This is a genomic window from Streptomyces sp. NBC_01485 (assembly GCF_036227125.1).
In the GTDB taxonomy this organism is placed as follows: domain Bacteria; phylum Actinomycetota; class Actinomycetes; order Streptomycetales; family Streptomycetaceae; genus Streptomyces.
Window position 1 is genome coordinate 8,255,607 of record NZ_CP109435.1, and the last position, 20,432, is coordinate 8,276,038.

Sequence of the window (20,432 nt, forward strand, 5' to 3'; positions counted from 1 at the left end):
GTCTGTCGGCGAGTTGGGACGACGTCACCGCGGCTCTCACCAGCCCGAGGCGGTGTAGACGACGGCGGTGGCCGACTCCTCGCCCCAGGCGAGCTCCCGCAGCAGCGCGGCGGTGCCCTCCTCGGGGTCGATCAGCCGGATGCCGCGCCGGGCGTACTCACGGGCCAGCTCCACCCCGACCATGCCGCCGTGACCGGCCGCGGGCGCCCACGGACCCCAGTGCACGGTCACCGCGCGCTGCCCGCTGCGGGCGGCGAAGGCCGCGCCGAGGGTCTCCAGCGCGTCGTTGGCGGCGGCGTAGTCCACCTGGCCCCGGTTGCCCAGGACCGCGGAGATCGAGCCGAACAGCACGGTGAACGCGGGCGCGGCGGGCAGTTCCTCCAGCGCGGTGAGCAGGGCGTCCGCGCCGGTCGCCTTCGTGCCGTAGACCCGCTGGAAGGACTCGGCGGTCTTCTCGGCCACGAGCCGGTCCTCGATCACCCCGGCCGCGTGGACCACCCCGTCGAGCCGGCCGTGCTCGGCGTGGATCTCCTTCACCGCCTGGAGCACCGCCTCGGGCTCCCGGAAGTCGACGGAGCGGTAGCGCACCTGGCTGCCCAGCGCGGTGAGTTCACTCAGCGTGGCGGTGATCTCCCGCTGGGCCAGCAGGAGTTCGGCGGCGCGGTTGATCTCGGCCGGCTTCATACCGCCGCGGGCGGCGAGCGCCGCGCGCAGTTCGGCCGGGGTGCGCGCGGCCACGGTGTCCGAGGCCTCGGGACCCTCCGGTGCGGGGGTACGGCCGAGCAGTTCGAGACGGCAGCGGGCGGCACCGGCGAGCGCGGCGGCGAACTGCGCGGTGATGCCCCGCGCCCCGCCCGCCAGCAGCACCACCGAGTCCCGGTCCAGCCCGAGCGCGGCGGCCTCGGCGGCCCCGTCCCCGGCCGGTCCGGCGCCCGTGCCGCCGAGCGCGCCGAGCGGCGCCTCCACCAGCTCGAAGCCGTGCCGGCCGGCCGCCGTCCGCAGCACGACCGGGGTGCGGTCCGGCGCGACGGCCTCCGCGACCACCGCGTCCGCGACGGCGGACGGCGAGGCGTCGGCGAGGTCGACGACCCGGGCGAGGGTCTGCGGGTACTCGTGCGCCACGGTCCGGAACAGACCGCGCAGCCCCGCCGTCCGGGCGTCGGGCGCCTCGTCGTCGACGCCCCGGACGGCCAGCAGCCACCGCGGACCGCGCGCCAGGGCCGCCTTGAGGACGGGGAACGCGTCGGGCAGGACGGGCGTGTCGTCGGCGGCCGGGAGGGCCCCGAGGTACAGCACGCCGTCCACCGGCCCGTCCGCCTCCGTCAGGACGTGATCCCGGGCGCGGACGTCGACCTCGGCGCCGTGCGACACCAGCCGCGCGGCGACCTCGGAGGCGTCTTCCCCGAGGACGGTCCAGCGGGTACCGGAGAGGGCGGTCGCCGGGTCGGCGGGAGCGTCGTCGAGCAGGACCGGCCGCAGCACGAGCCGCCGGGGCGGCTCGCCGGTCACCTCACTCGCGACCTCCGCAGCCGGTACGGGCTTCCTGGCCGTGACGGACTGACCGGCGTCGGTCGCCGGTACGGGTACGGGCGCGGGTGCCGGTCCGCCCAGCCGGGCCGTCAGCCAGTCGGTCACCGCGGCGGCCGTGCGCGCCTTCGTCAGCTCCTCCAGCTCGTCGTCGTCCATCGCGGTGAGGTCCGCGCCGGCCCCGGCGCCCAGCCGCTTGGCCAACTCGCCCGCGATCTCGGCCCGTTTGATGGAGTCGACGCTGAGGTCCGCCTCGAGGTCGAGGTCGGGCTCGATCATGTCGATGGGGTAGCCGGTGCGTTCGCTGATGATCTCCAGGACGAGCTGCTGGACGTCGGTGCTCCCGGTCGGCTCCGCGGAGACGGAGGCGGACACGGCGGCCGGTTGCGGTGCCGGGGCCGCCATCTCGATCTGTGCCGTGGGGAGTTGCGGCACCGCCTGGACGACCTGCGGTGTCACCACCACCGGCGAGGCGATCTGTGCGCCCGGGGCGGACCCGAAGTAGGTGAGCAGCACGTCCCGTTGGGCGGCGATCATCTCCCGGCTGGTGCGCAGGAATTCGGAGACCAGCGCGTCCCGGTCGGACGGGACGCCGTGCGGGGGGTTCGTCGTCACAGTCGTCGCTGTCCTTTCGGCGGGGTCTACGACTCGTCTGGCCGGTGCGAGGGCACCGGGCAGGAGGGCGCCGGCGGCGGTGCGGACCAACTGCCCGTCGACCGTCCAGCCGGGCCGCTTCGGCGCAGGGGTGCGGACGGCGTCGACCGCGTCCCGGCCGCGCAGCAGCCACCCGGTGCGCACCGGCTGCCCAGCGACGGCGAGCCTGGCCAGCGCGTCGAGCCAGTCGCGCAGTCCGCCGCCGGGCCGGGGCTCACAGGCCACCGTGCGGTGCGGACGGTCACCGAGGATCTGCCCGACCAGCCGGGTCAGCACCGACCCCGGACCGGCCTCGACGAAGACGCGCGCCCCCGCCTCGTACATCGCCTCGATCTGCTCGGCGAACGCGACCGGCGCGCCGATCTGGGCGGCGAGTTCGGCCCGTACCGCGTCCGCGTCGAGGGGGTACGGGGCGGCCGTGCGGTTGGACCACACCGGGAACTCGGGCGCGTGCACCGGGCGGGCCGCGAGCGCCCCGGCGAACCGGTCGGCGGCACCGGCGACCAGCGGGCTGTGGAAGGCGCAGGCGACCGGGATGCGCTTGGCCCCCAGACCGGCATCGCGCAAGAGCCGTACGGCCTCGGCCACGGCGTCCGACGGACCCGAAATCACCGTCTGCGTGGGCGAGTTGCGGTTGGCGACGACGACGGAGTCCGGCGCGGCCGCCGTCTTCAACGCCTGCGCCACCTCCTCGGCACCGGCCGCGACGGCGGCCATGGTTCCGGGATCACCGCCATCGGACCCGTGGGATCCGTCGGGCCCGCCGGACCCGCCAGACCCGTGGGACCCGGCGGCTTCGAGGATCGCCGCCGCCCGTTCCGAGCTAAGTTCCAGCAGGGTTTCCGGGGTCAGGGCGCCGGCCGCGCAGAGGGCGACCAGTTCGCCGTAGCTGTGTCCGGCGGCCATGTCCGGCCGTACCCCGGCCGCGGTGAGCACGGCGTGTGCGGCGAGGCCCGCGATGCCCAGGGACGGCTGTGCCACGCGGGTGTCGGTCAGCGCGGCCTGCTGCCGGTCGTGTACGGCGTCGTCGAAGGCGGCCGGCGGGTACAGGGTGTCGGCGTGGGCGCGGCCGAGCTCCAGGTAGGCGCGCAGCTCGGGGAAGGCGACGAACAGGTCGGCGAGCATGCCGGTGCGCTGGCTGCCCTGGCCGGGGAAGAGGAAGGCGACCTTGGCGTCGCCGGGACCGTCCTGCCCGGCCCGGTGGACCCCCTGTACCGGTTGGTGCTCGGCGGGGTCGGCGAGTACGCGTCGCAGCTTTGCGATCAGGTCGTCCACGTCCGTGGCCACGACCGCGACCCGTGCCGGGTCCCCGATGGCGTCCGCGCGGCGCGCCGCGCCGAGCGCCAGGTCGCGCAGGCGCCACGGCCGGCCCTCCGCCTCCGCGGCCTTGAGGAGTTCCTCCATGGCGCGGCGGGCCGTGGCCTCGTCGCGCCCACGGAAGACGAACAGTTCGGCCGGCCAGGCGTCCAGTCCGCGCACCGGCGGCACGCCGTCGGCGTAAGCACCCAGCACCACATGGAAGTTGGTGCCGCCGAAGCCGAACGCGCTGACCCCGGCGACCCGTTCCTCCGCAGGCGTCGCCCAGGGCCGGGCCTGCGCGTGGAAGGCGAAGGGGCTGCTGTCCGCGTCCCAGGCCGGGTTGGGGGCCTCGACGTGCAGGGTGGGCGGCCGGACGCCGGTGTGCAGGGCCAGCAGGGTCTTGATCAGGCCGGCGAGTCCTGCCGCGCACTTGGTGTGCCCGATCTGCGACTTCACCGAACCGATCACACAGCCGCCCGGCTTCGCCCCGGCCTCCCCGAACACCTCGCTGAGGATGCGGAGTTCGGTGCGGTCGCCGACGACCGTCCCGGTGCCGTGCGCCTCGACGAGCCCGACGTCGGCCGGGGAGACGCCCGCGTTGCGGTAGGCCCGCTCCAGGGCCGAGCGCTGGCCCTCGGGCCTGGGGGCGGTGAGGCCGAGGGAGCGGCCGTCGCTGGAGGAGCCGAGGCCCTTGATGACGCCGTAGATGCGGTCGCCGTCGCGTTCGGCGTCCGCGAGCCGCTTGAGGACGACGCAGGCCACGCCCTCGCCGAGCGCGATGCCGTCCGCCGAGCCGTCGAAGGCCCGGGAGCGGCCGGTCGGGGACAGCGCGTGCACGGAGGCGAAGAGGACGAAGTCGTTGATGCCGTTGTGCAGGTCGGCTCCGCCGCACAGCACCACGTCGGAGGTGCCCCCGACCAGCTCCTTGCAGGCGACGTCGACCGCGGCCAGCGAGGAGGCGCAGGCGGCGTCGACGGTGTAGTTGGCGCCGCCGAGGTCGAGCCGGTTGGCGATCCGCCCGGAGATGACGTTGGCGAGCATGCCGGGGAAGGAGTCCTCGGTGAGCTGCGGGAGCTGGTCGTCCAGGGCCGCCGGGACCTCGCCGTAGTACGAGGGCAGCACTGCCCGCAGCGTGGCCGCGTTCGACAGGTCGCTGCCGGCCTCCGCGCCGAACACCACGGAGGTGCGCGAGCGGTCGAACTCCCGTCCCCCGTCGCCGTATCCGGCGTCCTCCAGGGCCCGCCGGGCGGCCTCCAGGGACAGCAGCTGCACCGGCTCGACACTGCCGAGGGAGGTGGGCGGGATGCCGTAGCGCAGCGGGTCGAAGGGGATGCGGGGCAGGAAGCCGCCCCACTTGGACGGCGTCGACTCACCGTGGTGGACGGCCGGGTCCCAGCGGTCGGCAGGGACCTCGCCGACCGCGTCCACGCCCCCGACGACGTTCGCCCAGAAGGTGGGCAGGTCGGGCGCCTGCGGGAACATGCAGGCCATGCCGACGACGGCGATGTCGAGCGGCACGGGAGCCGGTGCCACCGGCTCCCGCACCTCCCACGACAGGCCCAACTCGGCGGCGCGCAGGGCGAGATGCTCCGCAGCCCCCGTGGTCACCGACTCGTGCAGCGCCGTGACCGTGGTGGTCGCCGAGCGCAGTACGGCAACCTCCCCGGCCATGAACATCCCCTCGGCGAGCTGGCGTTGCTCGTCGACGGGGGTGAGGGCGCCGTCGGTGTCCCGGGTCGTGCCCTTGCTGGCCATGCGCAGCCGGCCGACGTTGAGCCGCTCCAGCTCCTCCCAGATCCGGCGGTCGGCCACCCCCTCGGCGCGCAGCCGGGCCTCCTGCTCGCGGTAGCCGGCGGCGAACGGGCTCGGCACGCAGCGCGTGGCGTGACCCGGCGCCGACTCCAGGAGCGTGGTGCGCTCGGCGTCCATGACCTGCCGCTGGAACAGCGGCCGGATCGCCCCGTGCGCCACCGCCTCCTCGGTGAACAGGTACGCGGTGCCCATCAGCACGCCGACGGCCGCCCCGCGCGCGGTCAGCGGCGCGGCGAGCGCGGCCACCATCGCAGCCGACCGCTCGTCGTGCACACCGCCCGCGAAGAACACCTCGACGTCCGACGCGTCGCCGCCGCCCAAGTAGTCGTCCAGGACGGCCAGTTGGGCCTCCCAGAGGGGGAAACTGCCGCGCGGTCCGACGTGCCCGCCGCACTCCGAGCCCTCGAACACGAACCGGCGCGCCCCGGCTTCGAGGAACTGCCGCAGCAGCCCCGGCGACGGCACGTGCAGGAAGGTCCGGATGCCGTCCCGCTCCAACGCCTGCGCCTGGGACGGCCGTCCGCCCGCGATGATCGCGTGCGTCGGCCGCAGCTCCCGTACGGCCTCCAACTGGGCGGTGCGCACGTCCTCCGGGGCGAAGCCGAGCACGCCCACGCCCCAGGGCCGGCCGGCCACCGCGTCCCGGGTCTCGGCCAGCATCGCCCGCGTCCGCGCGCCGTCCGCCAGCGCCAGCGCGAGGAACGGCAGCGCCCCGTCGGCCGCCACCGCCGCGGCGAACGCGGCCCCGTCGCTCACCCGTGTCATCGGCCCCTGCGCGACGGGCAGTCGCGTCCCGAGCGCCCGGCTCATCGGCGACCCGTCCCGCAGCGCCCGTACCGCCGTGTCGTCGCCTGCGGCGTCCAGGACCGCGTCCCGCAGCCCACGCACCGTCCGCCGTACGTCACCCCAGCGCTCGGCGAACCGGGCGGCGAGGAAACCGTCCTGGCCCACCGGGAGCAGTTGGGTGCGAAGGTCCTGCGCGCCGAGCAGGGCCGCCACCGCCTCCGGCCCGGCGCCCTCCGCGAGCCGCGGGGCGTCCGGGCCGCGCCGCAGCAGGACCCGGTGACCGGCCAGGACGACGGTCTCCGAGCCGTCGAGGGTGCGCAGCGCCGCGGCGGCCGGCTCGGGCAGCGCCGACTCGGCGAGCAGCGCGAGCTGGCTGTCCAGGACGACACCGGCCGCCCCGCCGGCCACCGCGGCGGCGGCCGTGCGCGGGCCGATGCCGCCGCACGCCCACACCGGCAGGGCCAACTCGGGTGCAGCGAGGAGCTGTTGGAGCAGGACGAAGGTGTTCAGCTCGCCGATCCGGCCACCGCACTCGGCGCCGCGAGCGATCAACCCGTGCGCTCCGGCGCGTACCGCGTCCCGCGCGTCCGCCAGGTCGGTGACCTCCACCAGCACGCGGTGGCGCGCGGTGAGGTCGGCGATCGGCCACGACGCGGCGGCAGCCTCTGTAGTGAGTACGACCGTGTGCGGGCCGTCGGATCCCAGGTCGGCGGGGGTGAGCCGGCAGCGTGCGCCGACCCGGACGCCGAAGCCGCCCGGGGACGCGCGGCGCAGCCGGGAGAGGGCCTCGCGGGATCTTCGGTCGCCGGACCCCAGGTCGAGCACGCCGAGACCACCGGCCCGGCCGACGGCGAGAGCGAGCCCCGCGTCGGGTTCGCCGAAGGGAGTGATGCCGATGATCATGTCCTCGGAACGCACAGCGGACGTCATGATTCTCCGAATCAAGGGTGAGACTGCACGGTGGGGGTTCGGGACAGCAAAGGCGGCTCACCGGATTCCGGCGGGGATCAGGTCCACCGCGGAACGCCGTTCTAAAGCGCGTGCTCGAAACGCGTTGAAAGGTAGTGCGCTTGTTACTCACTGGTCAACGATCGAACGAGCGGCCGGTATCCAGCCGTAGTTTTTCGGTCAGTGAGGGTCGCAGGTCCAGGGCGTAGGAAAACGGTTGAATTCCTTTCGGGCGCTGCTGCGTTCACTCCCCACTCACACTGTGGAAACATGAACGACCGTAAGAAATAGGTTCCTTTGGACCGCATGTCCGCATCGGAACGCACATTCCCGGCGTGGCGCGGGCTGGCGGGAAAATTCTGCGTGTCGGCCATGGAGTGACCGGGAAGAGTGCGTGCAGCCGTCCTGTGAGACAGGTCTTGACGTGGGTCGAGCCGTCGCGAAGACTGGAATGACTACGTAGTCAGGCCGGTCCTCGGGAGGTCGTCGACCGGCCTGGCTGCGTGGCCACCGCCCCGATCGGAGCGCCCCCATGTCGTCGAGCAGACCCCGTCGCGGTCCCGGGATGACGGAGGTCGCCCGCGCGGCCGGCGTCTCGCAGAAGACGGTGTCGCGGGTCGTCAACGGCGAGCCGCACGTCAGTCCCGAGGTGCGCGACCGCGTCCTGCGGGCCGTCCGTGAACTGGACTACCGCCCCAACACCGCTGCCCGCGCCCTCCTGTTGGGCCGCTATCGCAGGATCGGCGTCGTCTCCCTCGGCTCCGCGCTGCACGGCCCGACGTCCCTGCTCTTCGGCCTGGAGACGGCCGTGCGACGGGCCGGGTACGCGTTCGCGCTGGCGACCACCGAGGAGGGGCAGGGGAGCGCAGTCGCCGCCGAGTCGCTCCTGGAGCAGGGCGTCGACGGCGTCGTCCTCGTCGAGCCGGTCGACGTCGGCACCCCGGCCCGCCTGCACACCGACCTGCCGGTCGTCGGGCTGTGCGGCCCGGTCGACACGGCGGGCGGCCGTAGCGCCGTCGTCCGGTCCGACGGGGTCGCCGGCGCCCGGCTGGCCACCGAGCACCTGCTCGCCCTCGGCCACCGCACGGTGTGGCACGTCCCCGGTCCGCGGAACTGGTTCGGCGCCCGCGACCGGGTACAGGGCTGGCGCGAGGCCCTCGCCGCCGCGGGCGCGCCCGAGCCGCCGCTGCCCGCCGAGGGAGACTGGACCCCCGCCTCCGGATACGCGGCGGGCCGGGAACTCGCCCGACTCCCTGACGTCACCGCCGTGTTCGCCGCCAACGACGACATGGCGATCGGCCTGGTCCGGGCCTTCGCCGAGGCCGGACTGACCGTGCCGCACGACGTCAGCGTGGTCGGCTTCGACGACATCCCCGCCGCGGCCTACCTGTCCCCGCCGCTGACCACCCTCCGGCAGGACTTCGCCGCCGTCACCGCCCACGCCGTGGCCGTCCTCACCGCGACTATCGAGAACCGGCCACCCCCACCCGAACCGACCGGCCTGGCAGTCGAGTTGCGGGTACGCGGCTCGACGGCACCGGTCCGAGCCCGCGGATGGTGAAGGCGGAGGGCGGAGGGCGGAAAGTGGAGGGCGGAGGGCGGAGGGCGGAAGGTGCCGCCAGGCCCGACGGGCCCGCCCCGGCCACCTGGAACTTATGCCGGTGGCGGCACGACACGCACGGGAGCGGCGTTCGTGCTCCTCCGTACGGGTCCCGGGCGGCGGCGTCCGGAGTGTTGGCGTCGGGGCCGGTGTGACGATCAGCCCATAGTGCGCGTATGACGCGTACCCGTACTCGTACCCGTGGCCGTGCGGCGCTGCTGTGCGCCGCCGCCCTCCTCGCCTCCACCCTCCAGACGGCGGTCGCGACCGCCCTCCCAGACCGCCACGACCAGGCGTGCACCGCCACCCGGCAGCCCAAGGGCCAGGCCCGCCAGGTCCTCGACATCGTCCGCCGGGCCAAGAAGGAGCTCGACCTCAAGGCGGCCCTCGTCAAGGTCACTCTCGACGGGCGGGAGGTCGTCACCGGCGCGGTCGGCGAGTCCCTGACGGACGTCCCCGCCACCCCCGCCATGCACTTCCGCACCGGTTCCGTCGGCATCGCCTTCATGGGCACCGTCCTGCTCCAACTGGTCGACGAGGGGAAGGCGGACCTCGACGCCCCCGTCTCCCGCTGGCTGCCCGACCTGCCGCACGGCGACAAGATCACCCTGCGCATGCTCGGCGACTCCACCTCGGGTCTGCACGACTACGTCACCGACCCGGTCTTCCTGAAGAAGCTCTACGCCGACCCGTGGCAGCACTGGACGCCGAAGGAGGTCGTCGGGATCTCCCTGAGCCACCCCCTCTGGTACGAGCCCGGCACCAACTGGAGCTACTCGCACGCCAACTTCGTCCTCCTCGGCCGCGCCCTGGAGAAGATCAGCGGCACCCCGCTCGACCGCCTCCTGCACGAGCGGATCATGGGCCCGCTGGACCTGCGCAACACCCGCAACAACGACACCGCGCTCATCCCGCCGCCCGTCCTGCACGCCTACGACAGTGAACGCGGCACGTACGAGGAGTCCACCTTCTTCAATCCGTCCTGGACCACCGCCCCCGGCGCCGTCCTGACCCAGGACATCTGCGACCTGGCCCGCTCCGGGCAGGCCATCGGCTCGGGCGAACTGCTCTCGCGGGCCGCCTTCCGCACACAGTTGAACCCGGGCACGGTCGGCCTCGGACACCCGACCGACACCTGCCCCGCCACCGTCTGCCTGCCGATGACGGAGGACTTCCACTTCGGCGTCGGCGTCGTCGTCGTGAACGGCTGGGTGGTGCAGAACCCGTCCTTCTTCGGCTACGCGGCCGTGATGGCGTACGAGCCGCACAAGCGGCTGTCCATCGCGGTGTCGACGACCGTGGGCCCGAACGCGCCCGGCGGCAACACCGCCCAGACGATCGTCGAGCGGATCGCGACACTGCTGGACCCGCAGCACCCGCTCGCGGGCTGACCCGGGAGCGGCTCAGCGCCCGGCGCGCACCCCGTCCAGGGCGATGGCCAGGACGCGGTCGCGCTGGGCGTCGTCCACGAAGGCCGTCGCCGTGACGCCGGCGACCAGCCGCAGCAGATCGCCGAAGTCCATGTCCGGCCGGGCCGCCCCCGCCTGCTGCGCCCGCTCGAACAGCGGGCCGCCCGCCGCGTACATCGAGTCGCGGCAGGCCTGGAAGATCTCCGACCCGTCCTCCAGCGCCTCGCGCACCGCCCGCTTGGTGACCATGTAGCCGGCGAACCGCTCGAGCCAGGCGGTGAGCGCCTTCCACGGCTCCAGGCCGGCGAACTCCACGGCCGACCGGCACAACGCGTTGACGTCGTCCGCGTAGACGCTCTCGAAGAGCGCCCGGCGGGTCGGGAAGTTCCGGTACAGCGTGCCGATGCCGACGCCCGCGCGCCTGGCGATGTCCTCCAGCGAGGCCTCCGAGCCGTGCTCGGCGAACGCCTCGCGCGCGGCCGCGAGCAGCGCGTCGTAGTTGCGGGCGGCGTCCTTACGGGTGGGGCGCTGGGCCGCGACGATCTCGCTGACGGGGAACTGCTGGGCCGGCACTGCTGCCTCCTGGGCGGACTCGGTTGAACCGGAGGTATGCCTCCGCTATGGTGGAGGGGTGCCTCCACTTTAACAGTCCGAGGCCCTCTTCCCGGCTTCCCGAAGCTCTGCCGGAAGCTCTGCCGGAAGCTCTTCGCCATGTTCTTTCGGCTGTTCTTTCCGCTGTTCCTGTCCGGTCCCGTTTCCGATCCTCTTTCCGAGAGGCTCCGCCATGCCCCGCAAGTCCACCCGCCTGACGTTCGCGGTCCTCTCGACCGGTGCGGGCGTGTTCTCGATGCTCCAGTCGCTGATAGCGCCGGCCCTGCCGACCGTCCAGCACGCCCTGCACACCTCGCAGTCCACGGCGACCTGGGTGATGACCGCGTATCTGCTGTCCGCGTCCGTCTTCACGCCGATCCTCGGCCGCGTCGGCGACCTGATCGGCAGGAAGCGCACCCTCGTCGCGGTCCTCGTCACCGTTCTGGCGGGCTGCCTGCTCGCCGCGCTCGCGCCGAACATCGGCGTCCTGATCGTCGCCCGCGTGGTGCAGGGCGTCGGCGGCGCCCTGTTCCCGCTGTCCTTCGGCATCATCCGGGACGAGTTCGCCCCGGCCCAGGTACCCGGCAGCATCAGCAACCTGTCCGCCGTGATAGCCGCGGGCGGTGGCGTCGGCATGGTCGCGGCCGGACCGATCGTCTCCGCGCTCGACTACCGGTGGCTGTTCTGGATCCCCGTCGGCATCGTCGCCGCCGCGGCCCTGATCTCTCTGCGCTACGTCCCTGAGTCGCCCAACAGGGGTGAGGGCAGCGTCAGTTGGCTCGGCGCGGTGCTTCTGTCGGGCTGGCTGGTGGCCTTGTTGCTGCCGCTGAGCAAGGCGGGCGGTTGGGGTTGGGGCTCGGCCCGGGTGGTCGGCCTGTTCGCCGTGGCCGTCGCACTGTTCGCGCTGTGGCTGGTGATCGAGGCCCGCTCCCGCACCCCGCTGATCGACCTGCGCATCATGCGACTGCCGGCCGTGTGGACCACCAACCTCGCCGCCCTGTTGTTCGGCGCGGGCATGTACGCGATCTGGTCCTTCCTGCCCGGCTTCGTCCAGACCCCGAGCTCGGCCGGCTACGGCTTCGGCGCGAGCGTCACCGCCTCCGGACTCCTGATGCTGCCGATGCTGGTCGCGATGTTCGTCTCCGGCGTGCTCAGCGGTCGCCTCGAACCCCGCGTGGGTGCCAAGGCGTTGCTCACGACCGGCGCCGCACTGGGCGCGCTCGCCCTGGGCTTCCTCGCCCTCTGGCACGACGAACCATGGCAAGTCGCCTTCGTGTCAGGCGTGTTCGGCCTCGGCATCGGTCTCGCCTTCGCCTCCATGGCCAACCTGATCGTCGCCAGCGTCCTCGCCGCGCAGACCGGCGCCGCCACCGGCATGAACGCCAACATCCGCACCATCGGCGGCTCCATCGGCGCCGCCGTCACCGGCGTCCTGGTCACCGGCCGCCTCCAGCCGTCGGGCCTGCCCTACGACTCCGGCTACACCCACGGCTTCACCCTGCTGGCCCTGCTCTGCCTGGCCGCCGCCCTCGCCGCCCTGCTGGTCCCCGCCCGGCGCGCCGCCCGCCCGACGACCCCGGCCGCCCACGAGACACCGACCGCCGCACCCACCCCCGTACGGTAGGGTTCACCTGCGTGTTCCCGCAGCCCACCGCAGCGGAAACACCGCGGGACGTGGCGCAGCTTGGTAGCGCACTTGACTGGGGGTCAAGGGGTCGCAGGTTCAAATCCTGTCGTCCCGACTGGAGACAGTCGCAGGTCAGGGCCGGTTTCGGAGATATCCGAAACCGGCCCCTGGCTGTTCTTGGAGACCAGTTGGGGACCGGCGTCCTTGACCGAGGTCAGCGGGCCCGGGACTGACTGGTTCGTCCGACCGGTTCGGGCCCGGGCCTCGTCGTACGCCTCGCGGGCCTGCTGTACGTCGTCCATGCGGTCCTTGGTCCAGGTCGCCAGGGCGCGTACCTGCTCGGCGGCCTCACGGACCAGGCGGGGCGAAGTAGCCCGCCTCTGTGAAGAAGTCGACATGCTTCCGGAACAGCTCCCGGTCGGCCGGCGGACAGATGATGCCGCTGCCCGCCAGAGCCGCGGCTGTCCCGCTGTCGTCCACGGCCGGGGAGAAGGCGCCCGGGTCGGCCGCCATGACATCGAAGGCGTCGAGCAACGGCAGGAGCGCATTGCCGGGGTCGGCGGTCACCAGGTCGCGCCAGGTGCCAGGGTCCCGGACGGGAAGGGCGTAGCCGCGGGCGCGCAGTTCCTCGATCATCTCCCTGAAGGTCACTCCTCCGTGGTTGCACACGTGGAACGTGCCGTTGGCGGTGCCGGGCCGCCTGGACAGGTACAGGATGGCGGCGCTGGTGTACCCCACCGGCATCAGCGGGAAGGCGACCGGGATGTCGCCGGGCACGGCTCCGACCTGGAGCACGCCCTTCAGACTGAGCCAGACGAAGTCCCGGGTCTGGCACGCGCCCGTCCCTTCGTCGCCGGCGATCAGACCGACCCGGTACACGGTGACGGGGAGGCCACGGCCCCGGGCGAGGCCGATGATCTGTTCGGCCACCCATTTGCTCTGTGTATAGCCGGTGGACAGCATGTCACCCGGCCCCGTGGGATCGGCGACTCTCAGGGGCGCTCCGCCGGTGTCCCGACCCACGTAGACGCCTAGGGTCGACACGTAGTGGACAGGCACGGTGCGATGGCGGGCCGCCAGGCGCAGAATTTCCTCTGTGCCGCGCACATTGGCCGCTTTCAGGTTGGTGTAGGGCTGAACCCAGTTGACCGCGGCGCCGGCGTGATAGACCGCGTCGACAGTGCGGGCCAGGGTGTCGAAGTGCTCGGGGGCCAGGCCGAGGGCCGGTTCCGCGAGATCGCCGACGACAAGTGTGAGGCGGTCGGGGTCGACCTGGTCCCAGATTCGGTACCACTCCAGATTGGCCCGCAGCCGCACCAGCGCGTCTGCCTCGTCTCGGGCACGTATCAGACAGTGCACCCGGGCCCGGGTCGTCCGCATCAGATCACGCAGCAGAAACGCACCGAGGAAGCCAGTGGCACCGGTGAGCAGCACCTCGCGGGGGTCTTCGACGACTTGACGGACCTCGCTCGCGGGACGGATGTCGTCGGCGAGGCGTGTCTCGGCGGGGAAGTCCACAGCGGGCGAGCCGCTCGCGGCGCCCTGTCCGCTCCCGCGCAGTTCGCCGAGCAGGAAGGCGGCGAGCTCCGCGAGGGTGGGATGGTCGAACACCAGGGTGGGGGCCAGCCGCAGACCAGTGAGGGCACCGAGGCGGTTGCGGAACTCCACTCCGGTGACGGAATCGAAACCGAGGTCCGAGAAGCGCCGGTCGACGCCGATGGTTGCGGGGGCGCCGTGCTCCGGGAGGGCGTCCGCATCGGCACGCGCTGTCTCCGGCACGTGCTCGTGCCCCAGCACGACGGCCGCATGGGTACGGACCAACTCCACAACCGCGCGGTGCTGTTCCCTCGGCGAGAGCCCTTCCAGGTTCCGGGCGAGCGAGGGGACGCTGTCGGTCGCGCTCGCCTGCGCCGAGCGTCGTGCCGGGGCCCGGACAAGCCCCCGAAGCATGGACGGCGGCCTGGTCCCGACCGGGGGCACGCCGAAGTCCAGGGCGACCGGGACAAGCAGCGGCTGCCCACTGCGGAACGCGGCGTCGAAGAGGGCGAGCCCGTCCCGCGGTGACATCGCCAGGCATCCCGGGCGACCGGTCTCGGCCCTGTCGGCATTGCTCACGGGGGAGGTCGGACATGGGACCTGCTCCCACGGTCCCCACGCCATGGAAGTGGCGGGCAGCCCGCGGGCCCGTCGGTGGTGTGCCAGCGCGTCCAGGAAGGCGTTGGCCGCGGCACAGGCTGCCCCGCCCACGGAACCGAGCACAGCGGAGGCCGAGGAGAACATCGCGAACATGGCGATGTTCTGCCCACGGGTGAGTTCGTGCAGGTTCCATGCCCCCCGGACTTTCGGTGCCATCACCCGTGCGAGCTGCCGCGGGGTCAGCGTTTCGAGGGCGCCTTCGTCGAGTGCCCCCGCGACATGCACCACCCCGGTCAGCGGCCGCTCCACGGGAATCCCGGCGAGTACGGCCGCCAACGCCTCGCGGTCGGCCGTGTCACAGGCGGTCACCGTGGCATGCGCGCCCAACTCGGCCAGTTCCGCGCACAGTTCCGCGGCCCCCGGTGCCTCGGGGCCGTTCCGGCTGGTGAGCACCAGATGGCGGATCCTGTACGCCGTCACCAACTGCCGGGCCACCATGCGCCCGAGGGTGCCGGTGCCTCCGGTCACCAGCACCGTCCCACGTGGGTCGAGCGCCGGGGGCAGGGTCAGCACGATCTTGGCGGCAGAGCTGGTCTCATCGATGGAACGGAGGGCTTCGGGTGCCCGCCGTACGTCCCAGGCGGTGACCGGCAGCTGTTGTGGCGTGCCCGGTCCGAGCAGGTCCAGGATCTCGGTGAGCATCCGTCCGGCGTGCTCCGGGCCGACCGGTCCGAGGTCGTAGGCCTGGTACCGGACTTCAGGGCGATGCCCGGCGACCTGGTCAGGATCGCGGACATCAGCCCTGCCGATCTCCAGGAGCCGACCGCCGCGCGGCAACAGACGCGGCGAGATGTCCTCCGGGTCCGCCGGCGACGGACGGAGTACCAGATCCACTCCCCGGCCTCCGGTCGAGGCGAGGAACCGGGCTACGAAGCCGTCTTCGCCCGAGGAGAAGATGTGCTCCTCGTCCAGACCGAGTGCGCGCAGGATGTCCCACTGCTCTCGAGGCGCGGTGCCGTACACCTCGGCGCCGAGGCCCTGGGCGAGCCGCACCGCGGCCATGCCCACGCCGTCGGCGGCCCGGTGGATCAGTACTGCCTCACCCGGTCGCAGAGCCGCGAGGTCGACCAGGCCGTAGTAGGCCGTCAGGAAGGTGGTCGGGACCGCTGCCGCCTCCGTGAACGACCAGTCGGCCGGCATCCGGACCATCGCCCGGTGGTCGGCCACGGCAGCCGGTCCGATGCCGTCCGTGACATATCCCATCACCCTGTCGCCCACGGCGATGTCCGATACGCCGGCGCCGACCTCCACGACCACTCCGGCGGCTTCCTGGCCCACCGGTAGCGGGCTGACGAAGGGTGTCTCCCGCTCCCCGCTGTGTGTGTCCCGCGTCGGCCGCACATGGGGCGCGGTCAACCCGGCGGCACGTAGGTCAAGGCGCAGCCGGCCGGTTTCCAGAGGTACGGTCGCGGCGGTGGACGCCCTGAAGCCGGGGGCGTCGGACACGCCGTCCCGTGCGGTGTCCAACTGCCAGTCTCGCGCTCCCGGCGGCACCAGCCACCGGGGCGCACCACCTCGCGCCAGCCGGGGAACCAGGATGCCACCCTGCCGGATCGCGAGTTGCGGTTCGCCGGCCTCTGCCGCGGCGATCGCGGCGGGCAGCGCCTCCAACGATGCCGGTGTACTGTCCACGTCGATCAGGGTGAACCGATCCGGGTGTTCCGTTTCAGCCGTCCTGACCATCCCCCACACAGGAGCCGCGGCCAGGTCGGTGACATCCTCGCCCGGCCCTGCGGCCACTGCTCCTTCGGTGAGCACCACCAGCCGGGACGCTCCCCGCGTCTCGTCCCCGAGCCACTCCTGGAGCAGCTCGAGCATGTGGCGGGCCGTATCGGACGCGCTGTCCCCGAGGTCGTTCCCGAGAGAAGCGGTGCACCGGACGACGACCACGTCAGCGCGCGCTCGGCCGGCGGCGGCCGCCTCGCGCAGGGTCTCCAGATCGGCGAAGACCGGCGCACAGGCCGCTGTCCGGTCGGCCGTCGTGCGAAGGGAGGTGTCCTCGGCGCCGACCACGGCCCATCCCTGGGGGGACCGCGGTAGCCCGGCGGGGGGCAGCGGCTGCCAGTCGACGTGGAACATCAGCCGCTCGGCGGGATCTGATGCCTCCGCCAACCGGGTGGCGTCGACATCCCGCATGACCAGCGACCGTACGGAGGCCACCGGTCGGCCCGCGCTGTCCGTCATGTCGATCTCGACGGCCCGGTCGCGGATCCGCCTGGCCCGGACACGCAGGAATGTGGCCCCCTCCGCGTGCAGCGACACCCCGTGCCAGGACGACGGCAGCAACAGCTCGTCCCCCACGGCGCCGGTGAAGGACGCCGCCTGGACGACCGCTTCCAGCAGGGCCGGATGCAGACCGAACCGTGCCGCCTCGTCGCGTCGCTCGGCCGGCACTTCGACCTCGGCCAGAACCTCCTCACCTCGCCGCCATACGGCACGCAGTCCACGGAGCGCGGGACCGAATCCGTGTCCGCGTTCGGCGGCGTCGTCGTAGTAGTGCTCGATGTCCACAGCCCGGGCGTCGGCCGGCGGCCATCGGCCCGGCTCATCCACCGGGGGTCGGTCCGCCGAGCCGGTCCCGGCGGCCAGCAACGTTCCGGTCGCATGCCGAGTCCAGGGTTGCCCGGCCACCGCGTCGTCCGGCCGTGCGTACACACTCACAGGCCGCTGCCCGGAGTCCTGTGCCGTCCCGACGCGCACCTGCACTTGTACGCCGCCCCGCTCGGGCAGCACCAGCGGTGCCTCTGACGTCAGTTCCTCGACCAGTGGACAACCCACTTCGTCGCCTGCCCGCACCACCAGTTCCACGAACGCCGCACCGGACAACAGCACCACACCGGCCATCGAGTGGTCGGCCAGCCATGAATGAGTCCGCGGCGAGAGCCGTCCGGTCAGGAGCGTCTCACCCGACTCCGCGATCTCCACCGCGGCGCCCAGGAACGGATGGTCCGTCGCGACGAGGCCCAGACCGGTCGGATCCCCGGCCGATGCCCGCGCGCTGTCCGCGGACCAGTAGCGCTCATGTTGGAACGCGTAGGTCGGCAGATCGGCCGGGGCGCTGGGATGGTTGCCGGGGAACACCGCTTCCCAGTCGGGCGTCACTCCGTGGACGTACGCCTGTGCCAACCCGAACAGAAGCTGCTCGGTGTCGTTCTGACCGCGGCGCAACGACTCCACCACGGCTGCGTCGCCCGTCGTCGCCTCCGCCGTCTGCGCGACGGCCAGGCTCAGCACGGGATGTGGACTGACCTCGACGAACACTCCGTACCCATGCTCCAGCATGGTCTCGGTGGCACGTTGGAACTCCACGGTCTCACGCAGGTTCCGGCACCAGTACTCCGCGTCCAACTCCGAGGTGTCCAGCACCCCGCCCGTCACGGTCGAGCAGAACACCACTTCTCCCGAGCGCGGAGCCACTGCGGCCAGCGTCTCCCTGAGCCGCCCGGCGACCGTCTCGACCTGTTTCGAATGCGCGCCGTAGTCCACCGGGATCAGCCGGGCCCGAATGCCCTCGGCCTCCAGGCGGGCCGTCAGTTCCCGTACGGCCTGTCCTTCCCCGGACACAACGGTCAGCGCCGGTCCGTTCACTGCGGCTGCCGAGATCCGTCCGCCCCACGCCGCCAGCCGCTTCTCCACTTCCGCCCGGCCCGCCATCACCGACGCCATCGCTCCCGCACCGGCCAGCTCCACCAAAGCCTGGCTCCGCAGCGCCACCACCCGTGCCGCGTCCTCAAGACTGAGCGCCCCCGCCACGCAGGCTGCGGCGATCTCACCCTGTGAGTGCCCCACCACCGCCATCGGCACCACTCCGTAGTGGCGCCAGACCTCTGCCAGCGACACCATCACCGCCCACAGGGCGGGCTGCACCACATCGACCCGCGCCAGCGACGGTGCTCCGTCCTCTCCGCGCAGCACCGCTTCCAGGGACCACCGCACATGGGGTGCCAGCGCACGTTCACAGGCCGCTATCGATGCCGCGAACACCGGAGCGGACTTCAGCAGTGCCTGTCCCATGCCCTCCCACTGGGAGCCCTGCCCCGGGAAGACCAGCACTGTCCCCGCGCCACCGGCCGCTGTGCCGGACACCAGGTTGGCCGCGGGTTCCCCCGCCTCCAGAGCCCGTAGCCCCGCAAGCGCCTCCGCCCGGCTCCTGGCCAGCACCACCGCGCGGTGTTCGAATGCCGTACGATGCCGCGCGAGCGCGTATCCGATGCCGGTCAGGTCCAGCTCGGGCTGTCGCTCCACGAATCCGGCGAGCCGTCCCGCCTGAGCCCGCAACGCGGCCGGCGAATGCCCCGACACGACCCACGGCACGAGTCCGCCGAAGCCATCGGCGGCGAGACCGCCCGACGGGCCGGCCTGCGCGTCACCGCTCGTGCGGAGGATCACTCCGTCCGTCTCCGGGGCTTGTTCGACGATGAGATGGGCGTTGGTACCGCTCATGCCGAAGGCGGAGATCGCGGCGCGGCCCGGGCGCTCGCCGCTCGGCCACGGGACGGCTTCGGTCACCAGCCGCACCGCCCCCGCGGACCAGTCCACCTCGCGCGACGGCTCGTCCACATGCAATGTCGGCGGCACGACACCGTGTCCGAGTGCCATCACCATCTTGATCACACCCGCGACGCCCGACGCCGCAGCGGTGTGACCGATGTTCGACTTCACCGAACCGAGCAGTATCGGCCCACCTGTCCGCTGCCCGTACGTCGCCAGCAGAGCCTGCGCCTCGATCGGGTCACCGAGCCTGGTGCCCGTACCGTGTGCCTCCACCACGTCGATGTCGTTCACCGTCAGTCTCGCGTTGGCCAGCGCTCGGCGGATCACCCTCTGCTGCGACGGACCGTTCGGCGCCATCAACCCGTTGGACGCCCCGTCCTGGTTGACCGCCGAACCCCGCACCACCGCCAGCACCCGGTGACCATGGCGACGCGCGTCCGACAACCGCTCCACCAACAGCACTCCCACCCCCTCCGCCGGACCGAACCCGTCCGCGGCGGCGGCGAATGCCTTGCACCGGCCGTCCTCCGACAGCCCTCGCTGCTGACAGAACGCCAGCCATATGGCGGGGGACGACAGGACGGTGGCCCCGCCGGCGAGCGCGAGTGAGCACTCACCTGCCCGCAGTGCCTGCACCGCCAGGTGCAGCGCCACCAACGACGACGAGCACGCCGTGTCCACGGTCACCGCCGGCCCCTCCAGGCCCAGGGCGTACGCCACTCGGCCCGAAGCGACACTGCCGGACTGGCCGAGCATCGTGTAGCCGTCGATGTCTTCCGGGGACCGCGCTCCTTCCGCGATGTGCTCACCGCCGGCCGTACCGACGAACACCGCGGTGTCGCTGCCCTTCAGGGACGTCGGATCGATACCCGCGTGCTCCAGCGCCTCCCAGGACACCTCCAGCAGGAGCCGCTGCTCCGGGTCCATCGCCGAAGCCTCCCGCGGTGAAATCCTGAAGAATCCCGCGTCGAAGTCCCCAGCGTCGTACAAAAACCCTCCGGCGCGCACATAGAACGACCCCGGTCGGTCCGGATCTGGGTCGTACAACCTCTCCAGATCCCATCCCCGGTCCGCCGGAAACGGCCCCACGGCGTCCGCTCCAGAAGCCACCAATTCCCACAGCTCCTCCGGAGAGCCCACGCCCCCGGGAAAACGGCACCCCATACCCACGATCGCCACGGGTTCCGCCGAGGCCGAGAGCAACTGCTGGTTTTCGCGACGGAGTCGCTGCGTCTCGGCCACCGAGGCCCGCAATGCCTCGACGATCCGCTCGTTTGCCGCAGCCATCATGAACCTCGCTTCTCTGACAGACCGACAGTGAGACGACGAGTCGGAGCATCGTCCTCCCGGGCCTGGCCGGGTCGGGTACGTACGCCGTCACGGCGTCGTGCTCTTCTACGCGTGGACGGCTTCGAGGGCTGCAGAAGGAGATCGCCCGCGATCCAGAAAGGGAAAGAACGGAATAGCCGTCAGAAATGCTCAGCTGTAT

Annotated in this window: 6 protein-coding genes, 1 tRNA gene and 1 pseudogene; 4 read left to right on the forward strand and 4 right to left on the reverse strand. The window is 72.6% G+C overall.

Features of this window, described 5'->3' with window-relative positions; genetic code table 11:
* Positions 1-36: 36 nt before the first annotated feature.
* Positions 37-7,008: an SDR family oxidoreductase gene (locus OG352_RS36335; RefSeq protein ID WP_329222750.1), complete on the reverse strand. Its 6,972-nt coding sequence runs from the start codon at positions 7,006-7,008 to the stop codon at positions 37-39.
* Between the two features lie 583 nt (positions 7,009-7,591).
* Between OG352_RS36335 and OG352_RS36340 the strand changes: the two genes are divergently transcribed.
* Both OG352_RS36340 and OG352_RS36345 read left to right on the forward strand, forming a co-directional pair.
* Positions 7,592-8,587: a LacI family DNA-binding transcriptional regulator gene (locus OG352_RS36340; RefSeq protein ID WP_329222752.1), complete on the forward strand. Its 996-nt coding sequence runs from the start codon at positions 7,592-7,594 to the stop codon at positions 8,585-8,587.
* A 215-nt stretch (positions 8,588-8,802) separates the two neighbouring features.
* Positions 8,803-10,017: a serine hydrolase domain-containing protein gene (locus OG352_RS36345; RefSeq protein WP_329222753.1), complete on the forward strand. Its 1,215-nt coding sequence runs from the start codon at positions 8,803-8,805 to the stop codon at positions 10,015-10,017.
* Between the two features lie 12 nt (positions 10,018-10,029).
* Here OG352_RS36345 and OG352_RS36350 read toward each other — a convergent pair whose 3' ends face one another.
* Positions 10,030-10,608: a TetR/AcrR family transcriptional regulator gene (locus OG352_RS36350; protein ID WP_329222754.1), complete on the reverse strand. Its 579-nt coding sequence runs from the start codon at positions 10,606-10,608 to the stop codon at positions 10,030-10,032.
* Positions 10,609-10,819: 211 nt separating this feature from the next.
* Between OG352_RS36350 and OG352_RS36355 the strand changes: the two genes are divergently transcribed.
* On the forward strand, positions 10,820-12,250 hold the full coding sequence (locus OG352_RS36355) for an MFS transporter (RefSeq protein WP_329222755.1): 1,431 nt from the start codon (positions 10,820-10,822) through the stop codon (positions 12,248-12,250).
* A gap of 44 nt (positions 12,251-12,294) precedes the next feature.
* Positions 12,295-12,368: transfer RNA gene (locus OG352_RS36360), tRNA-Pro, on the forward strand.
* Positions 12,369-12,507: 139 nt separating this feature from the next.
* Here OG352_RS36360 and OG352_RS36365 read toward each other — a convergent pair.
* A pseudogene (locus OG352_RS36365) lies at positions 12,508-12,612 on the reverse strand (winged helix-turn-helix transcriptional regulator); the annotation flags it as partial.
* Complete coding sequence (locus OG352_RS36370) at positions 12,602-20,230, reverse strand: thioester reductase domain-containing protein (RefSeq protein ID WP_443072524.1); 7,629 nt, start codon at positions 20,228-20,230, stop codon at positions 12,602-12,604. The pseudogene OG352_RS36365 and the gene OG352_RS36370, both read right to left, overlap by 11 nt.
* Between the last annotated feature and the right edge of the window lie 202 nt (positions 20,231-20,432).

What these genes read in the sequence shown, in the direction of transcription:
- OG352_RS36345 (WP_329222753.1), top strand. Translation starts at nt 8,803, where the DNA reads ATGACGCGTACCCGTACTCGTACCCGTGGCCGTGCGGCGCTGCTGTGC.
- OG352_RS36355 (WP_329222755.1), top strand. Translation starts at nt 10,820, where the DNA reads ATGCCCCGCAAGTCCACCCGCCTGACGTTCGCGGTCCTCTCGACCGGT.
- OG352_RS36370 (WP_443072524.1), bottom strand. Translation starts at nt 20,230, where the DNA reads ATGGCTGCGGCAAACGAGCGGATCGTCGAGGCATTGCGGGCCTCGGTG.
- OG352_RS36335 (WP_329222750.1), bottom strand. Translation starts at nt 7,008, where the DNA reads ATGACGTCCGCTGTGCGTTCCGAGGACATGATCATCGGCATCACTCCC.
- OG352_RS36340 (WP_329222752.1), top strand. Translation starts at nt 7,592, where the DNA reads ATGACGGAGGTCGCCCGCGCGGCCGGCGTCTCGCAGAAGACGGTGTCG.